Source organism: Vibrio glycogenivorans, from assembly GCF_051660965.1.
Taxonomy (GTDB): domain Bacteria; phylum Pseudomonadota; class Gammaproteobacteria; order Enterobacterales; family Vibrionaceae; genus Vibrio.
Genome location: NZ_JBPVIS010000001.1, coordinates 424,905 through 439,278 on the forward strand (window position 1 = coordinate 424,905; position 14,374 = coordinate 439,278).

Annotated in this window: 11 protein-coding genes; 4 read left to right on the top strand and 7 right to left on the bottom strand. The window is 51.3% G+C overall.

What is annotated here, in order from left to right:
• Positions 1-11: 11 nt before the first annotated feature.
• From ACSTTG_RS01880 to fabB, 4 genes are all read right to left on the bottom strand, one after another.
• Complete coding sequence (locus tag ACSTTG_RS01880; RefSeq protein ID WP_438473644.1) at positions 12-3,551, bottom strand: FimV/HubP family polar landmark protein; 3,540 nt, start codon at positions 3,549-3,551, stop codon at positions 12-14.
• A 169-nt stretch (positions 3,552-3,720) separates the two neighbouring features.
• Positions 3,721-4,734, bottom strand: a complete 1,014-nt coding sequence (locus ACSTTG_RS01885; RefSeq protein ID WP_438460662.1) for an aspartate-semialdehyde dehydrogenase — start codon at positions 4,732-4,734, stop codon at positions 3,721-3,723.
• A complete protein-coding gene (locus ACSTTG_RS01890) occupies positions 4,731-5,864 on the bottom strand; it encodes a 4-phosphoerythronate dehydrogenase (RefSeq protein WP_438473645.1) in 1,134 nt (377 codons plus the stop codon). Before ACSTTG_RS01890 ends, ACSTTG_RS01885 begins: the two co-directional genes overlap by 4 nt.
• Positions 5,865-6,047: 183 nt before the next feature.
• Positions 6,048-7,259, bottom strand: coding sequence for a beta-ketoacyl-ACP synthase I (gene fabB, locus ACSTTG_RS01895; protein ID WP_438460660.1), 1,212 nt, complete (start codon positions 7,257-7,259; stop codon positions 6,048-6,050).
• A 182-nt stretch (positions 7,260-7,441) separates the two neighbouring features.
• On the opposite strand from fabB, the gene mnmC reads away from it, so the two are divergent.
• Entirely contained in the window at positions 7,442-9,472 is a 2,031-nt protein-coding gene (gene mnmC / locus ACSTTG_RS01900) for a bifunctional tRNA (5-methylaminomethyl-2-thiouridine)(34)-methyltransferase MnmC2/FAD-dependent 5-carboxymethylaminomethyl-2-thiouridine(34) oxidoreductase MnmC1 (protein ID WP_438473907.1), read from the top strand.
• 72 nt (positions 9,473-9,544) lie between these two features.
• On the opposite strand, the gene ACSTTG_RS01905 is transcribed toward mnmC, so the two are convergent.
• The 3 genes from ACSTTG_RS01905 to ACSTTG_RS01915 form a co-directional block, all read right to left on the bottom strand.
• Positions 9,545-10,069, bottom strand: a complete 525-nt coding sequence (locus ACSTTG_RS01905) for an NADPH-dependent FMN reductase (protein ID WP_438460659.1) — start codon at positions 10,067-10,069, stop codon at positions 9,545-9,547.
• Between the two features lie 365 nt (positions 10,070-10,434).
• A complete protein-coding gene (locus ACSTTG_RS01910; protein WP_438460658.1) occupies positions 10,435-10,698 on the bottom strand; it encodes a YfcL family protein in 264 nt (87 codons plus the stop codon).
• 45 nt (positions 10,699-10,743) lie between these two features.
• Complete coding sequence (locus ACSTTG_RS01915; protein WP_438473646.1) at positions 10,744-11,274, bottom strand: elongation factor P hydroxylase; 531 nt, start codon at positions 11,272-11,274, stop codon at positions 10,744-10,746.
• 283 nt (positions 11,275-11,557) lie between these two features.
• On the opposite strand from ACSTTG_RS01915, the gene ACSTTG_RS01920 reads away from it, so the two are divergent.
• The 3 genes from ACSTTG_RS01920 to ACSTTG_RS01930 are packed head-to-tail and all read left to right on the top strand — an operon-like array spanning position 11,558 to position 14,217.
• Entirely contained in the window at positions 11,558-12,142 is a 585-nt protein-coding gene (locus tag ACSTTG_RS01920; protein WP_438473647.1) for a PepSY domain-containing protein, read from the top strand.
• A gap of 12 nt (positions 12,143-12,154) precedes the next feature.
• Positions 12,155-12,838, top strand: a complete 684-nt coding sequence (locus ACSTTG_RS01925; RefSeq protein ID WP_438473649.1) for a response regulator transcription factor — start codon at positions 12,155-12,157, stop codon at positions 12,836-12,838.
• A 5-nt stretch (positions 12,839-12,843) separates the two neighbouring features.
• The gene (locus ACSTTG_RS01930) at positions 12,844-14,217 is read left to right on the top strand and encodes a sensor histidine kinase (RefSeq protein ID WP_438473650.1); all 1,374 of its coding nucleotides are present in this window, start codon (positions 12,844-12,846) and stop codon (positions 14,215-14,217) included.
• The last annotated feature ends 157 nt before the right edge of the window (positions 14,218-14,374 follow it).

Sequence of the window (14,374 nt, forward strand, 5' to 3'; positions counted from 1 at the left end):
CGCCCCTGGTTTTAAGATCTTATATCGTCGATTAGGTTTTTCGCTTCGCGGCGGACTTGATCGTTACCATCAACGATGGCCTCTTCGAGCAGCTTGATGGCGCCTTGAGTATCATTCATTTCCAGGTAGATTTTCGCCAGATCAATCTTTCCTGACGCCTCGGCATCGAGATCTACATCGGCAAAGTCTACCTCGCCAATCACGTCTGGGAACTCATCCAGACCGACGTTCAGATCGAGTTCCTCTTCTTGCGCCTGGGTATCAGCAGTTGCATGCTCATCAGCTTCGGCCATCAATTGCTCGATGGTCTTAAACTGTGCATCGCTTGGGTTGAACTCATGCTGTTGAGACCAGTCCTCATCCTCGAGTTTAGCCTCAGCAACTGGGTTGTCTTGTTGCCAAACAGGTTGTTCCTCAGCGGGAATGTCTGACTGAGCTTCGTCAATATCGCCTGTAGCCTGGTCAAGCTTGAAACCATTCCAATCCTCACCGCCCATCTCAAGCATGGAATCAATATCCAGCCCTGCCGTATCCACCTGCTCTGGTGAGAAGTTGGCCGATTCGAGTGGCACCGAAGGCTCTGTTTCCGTTTCACTCAACCAATCGTTAAGTACCTCTTCATCGATTTGTTGCGCAGCATCGCTTGAGACATCACCAGCCTGGAAAAGATCAAACAGCGCATCCTGCTCTTGAGCTTGTTCAGGATCCAACTGCAACGAGTCATCGAGGAAGTCACTGGATTGTTCTGCATGAGCAGAGATATCTTCATCCGCTGCATTCACTCTCTCTTTTGAAGCATGAGTCACCTCTTCAGTCGCATGAGCTAGGTCTTCAATCTCGTGAGACAGGGGCTCTGGTAATGGCGTTTGATCGAAGCTGATCGCATCTCCGTCATCCGACCAATCCTCACCAAGCGCTTCTTGCTCGGTAAACTGAGGCAGTTGTGCATCGTCGAAATGCAGTGGCTCATCCGTTGTTGGCAGAGATTCAAGCGGGGACTCAAGCTCTGCCATAGGCTCAGGCATTTCATCAATGCTGCCTAACGCATCCTGCTCCGTAAACTCCGGCAACTGCTCCTCATCAAAGTGAAGAGCCTCATCAGTCTGAGCTTGCAGCGCCTCAGGCTGTGGCATTGGCTGGGATAACGGCTCTTCGGCGTCATCAGGCGTGTCTTGCTGTGTAAATTCAGCGAGCTTGCTGTCATCCAGAGAATGGAAATCGTCCTGCGTAGGCTCAATATCAAGCGCTGCGGTCTCCAGCTCATCACTCGTTTGCGCGCTATCTAGCTCAATGGGCTCAGGAGCTTGCTCTTCAATAGAAGAGGTGTCACCTGTCAGTTCTGGGGCCTGATGGGTAGTGTCCAGCGAGTCGAGCTCAGGCTCCGTAGATTCCATATCCGTCGGTGCAGCTGGCTCGGCTTGAGTCTCTTTCGCTGACTCTATCAGCCAATCATCATCCTGAGGCACGCCGAATTCATTGGCGGACTCGAGATCAATGACCTCTGCTGGCTGGATGTCGTTCGCATCTGCATTGGCATTGGCATTGGCATTGGCATTGGCATTGGCATCAAATTGATTTTCATGCTCATGGGTTAAACCAGCGTCTTGCGTCTCTATCAAGGATAATTCTGGCTCCACCGAGTGTGGTAGATCGATTTCCGTTGATAGTTCGCTGTTCTGCTCAGCGAGAGAATCGTGCTCAGGTGCACGCGATGGGGCGTCAAGTTCCACTGAGGGTTGCTCGGTTTGATCCACCGAACTCTGTTCAATTTCAAGCAACTCATCGAACAGTTCAGTCCCATCAGATAGGGAGGCATCATCACCATTGAGTAGCGTGTCGGCCCAGCTTTCGTCATCTTCACTGAGGAGCTCGTCAAGCATCTGCTCCGAGTCGGACAAATCCAAATCTTGCTCTGATGAGGCAACCAGCTCATCGAGTAAATCGGTGCTCTCCTGATCAACACCGATCAATTCCTGCTCATCAAGCAGCTCATCGAGAAGAGCTGTGTTGTCGTCAAGCGAGTCCAGTTCAAGACTGTCGCTGGTGAGTTCAAGTTCATCATCCAAGGCTTGCTCAGACGAGTCAGACGTACTTGGCGTCAAGTCTTGCAGCAATTCATCCAGCATCTGCTGATCAAGAGTGTCACCCAATAACGGCTCTTCATCTGCAGTGATGAACGGCACATCAATCTCTTCGTCCTCTGAGAGATCAAAGTCGTCACTGAGGTTGGTGTCTAAATCAACGTCATCCAGTACTCGCTCCATCTCCTCAAGACCGAGCGGCTTTTCATCAGTGCCTACCGTGGTATTGCTGGCATTGCGTGCCAGTTGATCAAGCTCTTCATCAATATCACCGCCGTCCAGCACATCGAACATGCTGTCGTCATCCAGGCTCAGATCGAGGCTATCGTCATCACCAAGGTCTGCAAATATATCGGGTTGCTTGTCTGTTTCGCGGTCTTGATCACCTGTATACAAGTCCGCATCGGCAAACAACTCTTCATCGAGTAACAACCCTTCCTCTTCGTCGTCACTATCTAAAGCGAGCACTTGTGGCGCTCCCGCCATAGGCGCCTGTGGTTCAGTAGAGTCAGGCTGTGGCTCTGCCGACGGCTGAGTGCGACGCTTGATAAGCGCAATCACACCAGCAAGGATCAACAGACCCGGTATCACTGCCAAAAGAGTTAGCCAAATCGGTGAGTTGGCCAGCTTGTCCAACCCAGAGGGTGCCAGGCGCTGCTGCTCGGCCAAGCGCTCTCGCTCAAGCTGGAGCATTTTTTCCACTTCGCCACGTATACGCTGCTCATCCGTCACCTCGTCACGCAATACCGAGAGTTCATTTTGCACATCAGCAAGCATCAGCCGCAATTGGTGATTGCGCTCTTCTAGTGCCATCAACTCGCTCTCAGAGAGCTCAAGCTCTTGTTTTAGCGCTTTGACCTGGGTGGGCTCAGCCGACACACTCGGCTCTACTGCTGGTTCCGGTACTGGCGATGCAACTTGTTCTGATGTTGGCGCTGCGGTTTGTGGCGGCTCAATCACCTCAGGCTGGGCAGCGACTATCGGCGCTGGCTCTGGCATGAGCTCAGGCGTTACTACAGGCTCTGGGGTCACTGCCGGTGTGGCCGTCAGCCGTGCTTGATGTGAGTTCATAACGCGAACCGCTTGCTCGGTCGTGACACTTTGCACTTGAGCCGGCGATGGGATCCTTAGGCTACTCCCAGGAATCAATTTATGGATGTTCTGCGCTTCAAATGCACTAGGGTTTAGCTGATAGATCGCCAGCAACATCTGTTGAGTTGAGACCTGCGCATCGGGACGAAAGCGCGTCGCTATCTGCCACAGCGTTTCTTCGCTGCTGACAGGGCCATAAAATTGAGAAGGTTCTGCTGATGGAATGACTTCACGGGTGATAACCTGCGAGTATTGCGGTGCCGCAAGCACCTCACCATTAGGGCCTTTGACACGGATGGTGTCGGCGCTGACTTGAGTAATCCCGACTCCGAATAGAATCGCGATCGGAAGCCAAAGACGTGAAGATGAAAATTGCATAGAAAGCTCAGTAGAAGGCAATAGCAGAATGTTAACTATTAAATATATCGGATACTAGGGGCAAAACTAGAGGGAAAATAATAAAAAATAGTGATTTAGCGGGGAATCCCGCATCAAACTCACAAAAAAGGCCCACGAATGTGAGCCTTGATGTTTTCTTAACCAGCGATTAGTAGTAATCGCGGATTAATACTTCAGCAATCTGTACTGCGTTAGTTGCTGCGCCTTTACGCACGTTATCAGCCACCACCCACAGATTGACACCGCTATGGTGACTAATGTCGTTGCGAATACGACCGACCATAACGTGGTCCTTGCCACCAGAGTCACGCACTTGGGTTGGGAAGTCTTCACCGTGGAACACCTCAACACCCTCAGTTTGCTCAAGCAGCTGAGCCACCTCTTGAGCATCGATTGGTGAGCTGGTTTCTAAATGCACTGCCTCAGCATGACCATAAAAAACGGGTACGCGAACACAGGTCGGGTTAACCGTGATCGACGGGTCATTAAAGATTTTTTGCGTCTCCCACACCATTTTCATCTCTTCTTTGGTGTAGCCGTTATCCATAAACTTATCAATTTGCGGAATACAGTTGAATGCGATCTGCTGAGAGAATTGCTCAGGCTCTGCCGGGCGACCATTAAGCAGCTTGGCTGTTTGACCAGCTAACTCATCAATACCTGATTTACCCGCACCTGATACTGATTGATAGGTCGAAACATTAATGCGCTCGATACCCACTGCATCGTGGATCGGTTTAAGCGCGACCAACATCTGAATGGTTGAACAGTTTGGGTTGGCAATAATATTGCGGTTACGAAACTCCGCGATCGCCTCAGGATTAACCTCTGGCACCACAAGCGGAATATCGTAGTCGTAGCGGAAGTGAGAGGTGTTATCGATCACCACCACACCCGCATCCGCCGCGATTGGTGCCCACTTTTCAGAGAGCTCGCCACCAGCCGAGAACAGGCCAATGTGCGCCTGAGACCAATCAAACTCTTCCACGTTTTGCACGATAACCGTTTTACCGTTAAAGCGCACCGTCTTACCGGCACTGCGCTCACTCGCTAGAAGAAAAATCTCACCAACAGGGAATTGACGCTCTTGTAGCACCTCTAGAATGGTCTCACCCACTGCGCCAGTCGCGCCTAGAACCGCTACATTAAATTGTTGACTCATTTTCTTTCCTCGATTTGAAAACCTAATTTATTCAACGGTGCAAGATTGCACGTTTCATCCCCATTTAGGGTAATAGCGCTGTATTCACGTCGGTCCCAATACTGCTTGCGCATTTGGTCAAAGGCACCAGGCTTGGCTATCTCACGACGGAACAGGCTATCGTCTTTGCGCACATCATAGATGATTTGGGTTAAATTGTGCAGCGTTGCTTCATCCCAAGCGCGATCTAGCTTGACGCTCGGCACAGGTGCAGTGGGCAGCAACTGCGCCGCATCGGCGCGCTGCTCTAGGCCTAAAAACTCACAAAAAGAGTTATAGATCATAGTCGTACCACGAGCTTTGCCCTCAAGACCATAGCCTGCGACATGGGGAGTCGCGAAGGCTAGCAGCGGTAGCAATTGCATGTCTACTTGCGGCTCAAATTCAAACACATCCAGTGCGGCAGTAAACCCATCATTGACCTCTAGACGCTGCTTGAGTGCGTCATTGTCCACCACCGGGCCTCGCGCAGCATTAATCAAAATCTGGTCACCACGGAAACTGTCTAACACCGATTGATCAATAAGGTGATGTGTTGGGTGCTCGCCCTCACGGGTGATTGGCGTATGCAGAGTGATGATATCGGCCTGCTCGAACAAGGTCTCGAGTGGTGTAAATTCGCGCGAATCACCCATCGCTTGCTTAGGGGGATCGTTAAGCAGTACCTTGATGCCAATGCCGCGCAAACAATCAGCCAAGTAGCTACCAACCTGCCCAGCACCAACAATGCCAACGGTTTTATCAAACACCGAAAAGCCTTGCTGCTGAGCCAGTACCATCATCACACTGAACACGTACTCGGCCACACCGACTTTGTTGCAACCCGGTGCTGCCGTGAAGTGGATACCGCGCTCGGCAAGGAGCACCTGGTCAACATGATCCATACCCGCGGTTGCTGTGCCAACGAACTTGAGCTTATTGGCTTTACTGATCAGGGCTTGGTTTACCTTAGTGACAGAGCGGATCATCAACGCATCCACATCGACAAGGTCATCAGCAGTCAGACCGCGTCCAGGTTTCAAGACTACCTCACCGAGCTGTTCAAACAGCGCCTGTGCGTAAGGCATATTCTCATCGACTATGATTTTCATTGTAATGACTTCTTCTATCGGTGGTTTTGGCGAGATTGTGCAAAATTCACCGCCTGGTGTCCATAAAAAAGCCCGGCTAAATTAGCCGGGCAATCTTCCAGAACAAAAGGCGTCTATTCCGCTCTCCATGGAATAGTGCCCGCGTCTGTTCGACTAGCAGTGCTAGTCCGCTCTGGAAACAGGTTAGCCTTGGTATTTCTTGATCACTAGAGTGGCGTTAGTGCCACCAAAACCAAAGCTGTTTGACATCACGGTCGTCAAGTCTGCTTCACGCGCCTGAGTCACAATATCCAGGCCTTGTGCGGCTTCGTCCAACTGCTCAACATTAATGCTCGGCGCAATAAAGCCGTGCTCAAGCATCAGGGTAGAATAGATCGCTTCGTGCACACCTGCCGCACCTAGTGCGTGGCCAGTCATCGCTTTCGTCGCTGAGATAGCTGGGCTGTTGCCGGCAAATACTTCCTGAATCGCGCCCAGCTCTTTCACATCACCGACTGGCGTTGAGGTGCCATGAGTGTTGACATAATCCACCGAGTCCACGTCCTGCATCGCCATCTTCATACAGCGAATTGCGCCTTCACCTGATGGCGCTACCATGTCATAGCCATCTGATGTCGCACCGTAACCGACGATCTCACCGTAGATCTTCGCGCCGCGAGCTAGAGCATGTTCCAGCTCCTCAACGACCAGCATACCGCCGCCGCCAGAGATCACGAAACCATCACGATTGGCATCGTAAGTACGTGAAGCCTGATCTGGGGTGTCGTTGTACTTGGTCGACAATGCGCCCATCGCATCGAACATCATAGTTAATGACCAATCAAGCTCTTCACCGCCACCGGCGAACACTACGTCCTGTTTGCCAAGCTGGATAAGCTCCATAGCGTGGCCGATACAGTGTGCAGAGGTTGCACAGGCTGAACTCATCGAGTAGTTAACACCACGAATCTTAAACGGCGTGGCCAAACAAGCTGATACCGTTGACGCCATAGTGCGAGGCACCATGTAAGGACCCACGCGCTTGACGCCTTTCTCACGCAAGATATCAACCGCCGCGACTTGGTTCAGCGATGATGCGCCGCCAGAGCCCGCCACGATACCAGTGCGCTCATTGGAAACCTGCTCGTCTGTCAGGCCAGAGTCCGCAATCGCCTGCTCCATCGACAGGTAGGCGTATGCCGCCGCATCACCCATAAAGCGCATCTTTTTACGGTCAATATGTTCAGCCGGGTTCATCTTCAGATCACCCCATACCTGAGAGCGCAGGCCTTGCTCCTTAAACTGCTCAGAGGCGGTGATTCCTGACTTCCCTGCTTTCAACGATGCAAGCACTTCTTCAACGTTGTTACCGATACTCGATACAATACCCATACCGGTGATGACGACTCGTTTCATGAACATATCCTAAAATTTTTTAAATCCGCTAGATAATAACTAAGTTAACCACCCAAAGTGGTCAGCTTTCCGTGACAAAAACCGTCCTGATTGTACTTTTGTGCCAGCGAGGCATCCTCACCTAGCCGAGACGACGTGTTATGAGTACAATTAGGCGATTATTGTCAAGCATTCCCTACATTATGCCATCCATCACCAATGCACAACTTGACTGGAACGAAGCCGGAACACCCGTCTCAGATCAATTCGACGATGTCTACTTCTCCAACGTCAACGGGCTGGAAGAAACACGCTACGTGTTTATCGAGCAAAATCATCTGCCATCAAGATGGCAATCGTATGAACAAAGACGCTTTGTGGTCGCAGAAACCGGCTTTGGTACCGGCCTCAACTTTCTCGCTACCTGGCAAGCCTTTGAGCAATTTCGCCAGCAACACCCAGAATCAGCACTAAAAGAATTACATTTCATCAGCTTTGAAAAGTTCCCAGTTAAGCTCGATGACTTAGTCAAGGCCCATCAGGCCTGGCCTGAGCTGGCGAAGTACGCTGAGCAGCTCCAAGCCCATTACCCTATCGCCGTGCCCGAATGTCATCGCATTGTGCTGGCAGATGGCGCGATCACGCTCGATCTCTGGTTTGGCGACATAAAAGACTGTATGCCCTTAGTGCCAACCAGTGACCAAGGCGTTGTCGATGCGTGGTTCTTGGACGGTTTTGCGCCGAGCAAAAACCCTGAAATGTGGAATCAGCAACTGTTTGATGGCATGGCCAATCTTGCCAAGTCTGAGGCAACCTGCGCCACGTTTACCGCTGCAGGCTTTGTGCGCCGTGGTTTGATTGAATCTGGCTTTGCGATGAAGAAAGTCAAAGGCTTTGGCACCAAGCGTGAGATGCTTGCCGGCCAATTCCCTACTCGAACCCAAAAGGGTAACAGCAAGCCATGGTATCACTATCAAGGCAGTGCTCACCTTGCAGGCAGCGGGGGCCAAGCGCTTGATATTGCGATCATCGGCGGGGGTATTGCCTCGGCAACGCTGGCCCAAAGCCTTACCCGCCGCGGCGCTAAGGTCACCTTATACTGCAAGGACAATCAGCCAGCGCAGGGGGCTTCAGGTAATCGCCAAGGCGCGGTCTATCCGCTGCTCAACGGCCAGCATGACGCGGTATCGCGCATCTTTGCGCCGAGTTTTCTTTACGCTCGTCAGTTTGTCAATCAAATGGCCGAGCAGTTCGAGTTTGACCATGACTGGTGTGGTGTTACCCAACTTATGTGGGACGAGGCATCAACCACTAAGCTGTCAAAAATGGCCGCTGGTCCGTTCGATGATGCATTGGTCCAGGCCCTAGATGCCGCTCACACCAATCAAACCCTTGGGCTGGATGTCAACATGGCCAGTGTCCACTACCCACTTGGCGGCTGGCTTAGCCCGGCACAAATGACTAGTGGCATCCTGGCGCAGTTAGCCCAACATGCGATGTTTAACGCCCATTTTGACACTGAGATCAAAGCGCTTGAGCGCAGCGAAGCGGGTTGGCGTTTAACCAGTGGCGAGCAAACGTTTGAACACCAGATTGTTATCGTCGCCAATGGGGCGCAATTTGATCAATTGAACCTGACCCAATCACTGCCACTAGGGAAAGTCAAAGGTCAAGTGAGCCACATTCCGACCAATGAGCAATTGACCAAACTCAATACAGTGTTGTGCTACGACGGCTATATGACCCCGGTCAATCCGGCTAATCAACACCACTGCATCGGCGCCTCATACGACCGGACTCATCTCGATAGCGAGTTTGACCCACAGGCTCAGCAGGATAATCGAGAAAAGCTCATCCGATGCCTGCCTGAGGCAAGTTGGCCACTCAGCGTCGATGTCAGTGATGATAAGTCTCGCCAAGGGATCCGCTGTGTAAGCCGCGATCACCTGCCAATGGTGGGTAACCTCAGCCAGCTTGAGTCGGTGACACAGCACTATCACAATCTGCAGCAGCTCGATGAAGACAGTGCGCCTGAGCTTTCGTGCTACCCAGACCTCTACTGCATGCTAGGGCTGGGCTCACGTGGCCTAAGCTCTGCACCGCTTCTGGCCGAGGTATTGGCATCGCAAATTCATGGCGACCCGCTTCCTCTCGCCGTCGACTTGCTTGAGGCCATTCATCCAGCGCGAATGTGGGTGCGAAAACTGCGTAAGGGTAAGGCCATCACCCAATAGCTTGACTAGCTAAGCATAAAAAAAGGATCGCCCAGTGCGATCCTTTTTTGTTTCAAGGGTTTTGTTTAACGGTTAAACCAACTGCTTCATTGCTTGAGCAATTTGCTCAGCGTAGTCTTGGTTGGTGACTTGGCCTGACTCTAGGTCGAAGTTGTCATAAAAGCTCGGCAAGGAAACCGAGGCTTTGACGTTACCGCCAAAATAAGGTGCCGAGTTGGTCGCTGCCGCTAGCACCAGCTGACCGCCACCAGGACCCGGAGAGGTGGCTAGATAAACCGCAGGTTTGTCCTTGAACACGGCGCGGTCAATACGCGTTGACCAGTCAAACAGATTTTTATACGCCGCTGGGTGATGAGCATTGTGCTCAGCAAAGGAGATCACATACGCATCCGCCTGCGCCAAATCACGCAAAAACGCCTGCGCGCCCTCAGCCTGACCAATCTCCTTTTCCATGTCTTCACTAAATAGCGGTACTTGATAATCGCTAATATCGAGCACGGTCACCTCCGCCCCCTCAACCAAGTTCGCCGCGTAAGTAGCCAGTGCGCGATTAATTGATGTTGAGCTAGTAGACGCACCGAAAGCTATGATCTTCATACTGTTTTCCTCTCCTAAACAGGTTTACCTTAAGCCTACGCTGCCCAGACAAAATTCACAACACGATTAATTTCATCAACTTGTTCGAAAATTTCCACTAAAACCACAGGTTCGAGGCGCGGGTATCACTTCGTTCCGAGGTGCGAGGGGTTCAGCGCGCGTTGAATTTCTCGTCTCTCGATTCTCGCTTCTGCTTTTACTCGCTCCCTTTTTAGGTTCGAGGAGCGGGTTTCACTTCGTTCCGAGGTGCGAGGAGTACACCACGCGCGGCAAATTTCTCGCCTCTCGCCTCTCGATTCTCGCCTCTGCTTTTCCTCGCTACCCGTAGGGCGAAGCCCGTCCCCGAACCTCGCCCCCCTTAGCCGTCAGGCGTGCGCTGCGAGTTCATGCCATAAGTCTTGGACAATAACGCGATCGGCTGGGGTTAGTTCCGCTTTTGCTGCTTCTAGGCTGTTCTCGATTTGCTGTTTTAGCACCTCGATATCATTGATGCCTTGCTCTTCGCAATCGGCTGCTGAGAGTGAGATGTGGCCACGTAGGTAGCCACCGGCGAACAGTTCATCGTCGGAGGCGGTTTCAATGCGTTGGTCAATTAGGTTTAAGAGCTTTTCTTCAAAATCAATGATCACGGGGTTTCCTTTTGAATTATCCAATTGTGTGTCTAGAGCTATTAATTAGCTCACCGTAAAGTGTTCGGGCTTGAGCGGCGGGGTTTGATAGAACCCACGCAGTGCCTCAGACAAGGCAAGGACGCGTGGCGGCAGTCCTTGGGCTAAAATCGCGATGACTTCAGCGTGCACTTTGGCCATAAAGCCCAGTCGGTCTGGCTCAAAATCGCCGTGCAGATTGTCACAGCTGACATTAAACTCAAACCCCGCGCTGCGAGCCAAAATCCATTCGTACGCCTGCGGGCGAACTTCCACCTGCTCAAATTTTGCCTGAACCTCGGCTGTGCGGCCGTCAGGTTCGTACCAATAGCCAAAGTCCTCGAGTAGGCGCCTTTGTGGCCCTGCCACACACCAATGGGCAATTTCATGCAATGCTGAGGCATAAAAGCCTCGGGCAAAAATAATCCGATGGTAGCTGGCACCTTGCCCAGCGGGAAGATAGATCGGCTCATCACCCCCAAGCTCTAGCTTGGTGTTAAAGTCGTTAAAAAAGGTATGGTTAAACAGATCAATCAAGTCTTGATAACGGTGTTTCATGCTGACTTAGTGTTATAAAAATTATTTGGCTATTCTTACTCTTTTTGCCTTAAGGGTAAAGCGGCGTCGAGAGGGGTCACAAACAAGATTAACTTTATTTCATCTTCACTCCACTTTGAGTTTATTCGCTCTCGGTATAGTCATCCCATCAACGAGAGGAGAGCACCATGAACGCTAGACAAAAAAGAGCCCTTGCTATTTGTGGTGGTGCTGGTTTGGGACTGTTCGCCCTGACCAATTTGATCGCCCTCGTGACTGTTCACTAACCGTGAGGAAATTGACTATGAACCCGCTAAATATGAAACCAATGACGACGGCCATTCTAATCTCAACCCTAGGTATGTCTGGGTATACCATCGCCGATGATGATACGCGCTTTCACGTGCTCGCGCTTGAATCATCCAATACCAGCATCGAGTCCCTCTCGCCTGCCGTTCGTGAGCTGATCAATGGCGTGATCACCGAGGTCGAGCTGGATGATCACCGTGACGAGCAAGTTGCCTATCAATTTGAGTGGGTTGATCTCGATGAACAAAGCCATCACAAAGTCAGCTATGCAGTCAATGACCTGACGGTGTTGGAGCAAAAGACCAGCGACTTGAGTAGTTTTGGATTTAGTAAAATTAATAAAGATGAGCAAGTTGCTATACAAGAGGTCGCCAAGGCTCAGTTTGATATTCTCAGTGTAATACCTAAACTCGAAGAGAAATACGCCGCCAAGTTGGTGGAAGCAGAGCTAGAAACCAAAAACGGCTTGATCTTCTACGAGGTGAAACTGGCCTCAACAGAGACAGGAAAACACAAGCTGCTGGTTGATGTGGCCTCTGGTGAAGAGATCCCAATGCTCAAAAAACAGCGCCATCAGTAAGTAGGAGCGGACATGAAGCTACTGGTCGTTGAAGACGATAAGGAAACCAATGCCTACCTGTGTCAGTCGCTGCGCCAGCAAGGTTGGGCAGTTGACACAGCCGACAATGGTCAAGATGGCCTGTTTCTCGCGCTCGAGGGGCAATATGATGTCATTGTCTTGGATCGCATGCTACCAAACCTCGATGGGCTAACCGTACTAACCACCTTGCGCGCTGCCAATGTTGGTGCGCGGGTGTTAATCTTGAGTGCCCTTGATAGCGTGGATGAGCGCGTGAAGGGGCTGAAACAGGGCGGTGACGACTACCTAACCAAGCCGTTTGCTTTGGCTGAATTGATCGCGCGAATCGAGATCCTAGCCAGCCGTCCTATCTCACCCCAAAGTAGTGTCGAACACAAGCTCGCCAATGGGCATCTTGAGCTCGACCTACTCAGTCATCATGCCAACTTAGCCGGGGAGAAAATTGACCTTCAGGCCAAAGAGTTCAAACTGCTGCGCTATCTGATGCAGCATCTCGGTCAGGTCGTCACTCGCTCTCTGCTTTTTGAGGCCGTGTGGGAGTACAATTTTGACCCGCAAACCAATGTGATTGATGTGCATATTGCAAGGTTACGCAAGAAGCTTGAGCGCCCAGACTATCCCGATCTTATTGAAACCGTGCGCGGCTCCGGCTATCGCATGATCAAGTTGGACTGAATGCGATGCATCGTTTGTCCCTGACACGAACCTTGAGTCAGATAAGTCGCCTTTGGCGCCGTCACTCCCTGTGGCGATTGTCGCTGAGTATCGCCGTGATGCTGTGGTTAATCGTTGCCCTAGCACTGCTGGCCATCTACCAATTAAGTATTCAACCCTTGCTCCATTCACAACGCCAACTGATTGCTCAGCACGTTGAGCAGATCCAAAGTGCCAACGAACTTAACCCAGCCGAGCCCTTAGAAGAGCAGTTAAGAGACTCCTTGTATCAAAATGAGAGCATCTTAACCGTGATTAAAGACCCACAGGGCCGCGTGCAAGGCTCGCTAACGCATGTACCAAGCTTTCTTACTCCTTGTCCTATGCTCAAGCGCTTTCCCGTCTATCTCGACTCAAATGATGCCTTTACCATCCTTGAGGGCTGCACGTTTGAGGTGGCCGGTAACCAAATCCTGGTAGCGACCGACAACAGCTACATCCATCAAATTCAGGAAAACTTTATCAATGCTGCCCTGATTGTGATGGCATGCACCTCGCTGATCGCGTTTCTGCCGGGTCTTGTGGTACACCGTCAGCTTACTCGTCAACTCAATCAGATTCACCGCGTTGTCGCGCAGATAGAGCAAGGGCAATTTAGCAGTCGAATTACCCTGCGCGGTCGTGAAGACGAATGGGATAATATTGCTCTGTATATCAACCAAATGCTGGATGAAATAGAGTCGTCAATCAGTCAGATTCAAGCGGCAACCGACGCGATTGCCCACGACTTGAGAACGCCGATGACAAGAATAAAAAACCGACTCGATCAACTGGATAGCTGTGCTGACCCGGCGCAACAACAGCAGCACATCCATCAGCTCAACCAAGAGTTTGACTCTATGCTACGCACCTTCAATGCCATGCTTGAGTTAAGTAAACTTGAGACCTTACATGACCGCTCAGCTTTCACCACCCTTGACCTAGCAAGGATTGTCAGTGATGCCGTCGAGTTAGCAGAGTTACAGCTTGAGCAAAAGCGGCAAACCATTCAGGCAAACCTCACCCCTACCCCTATTATGGGCGAGCCCTCGCTTCTATTTCGCTTGGTGTACAACCTAATAGAAAACGCCCACCACCACTGCCCTGAAGACGCAAAAATCTCTATAGCCCTCAATCACCATCAGCTCATCGTCGCCGACAATGGCCCTGGCATCGCCCCCGAATACCGACAAAAAGTGTTTCGTCGCCTATTTCGCGTAGACAAAAGCCGCCACACCCCAGGACACGGTCTTGGGCTATCGTTAGTTGCCGTCGTCGCCAAGCTCCACCAAGCCCATATCTCACTCGATTACACAGACGAGAAAAACGCCAAAGGTCTAAAAGTCACAATCCAATTTTAAGCGGGCAAAGCCTCTTTAGGGTGCGAGGGTCGAGGACGGGCTTTGCCCTTCGGGGTTCGAGGCGTTAGTCACGCGCGATTAGAACTCGCCTCTCGTAGCAACGCGATCTTGCCTCTCGTCTCTTTTCCGCAGAAAAAAAGGGGGCATAAATGCCCCT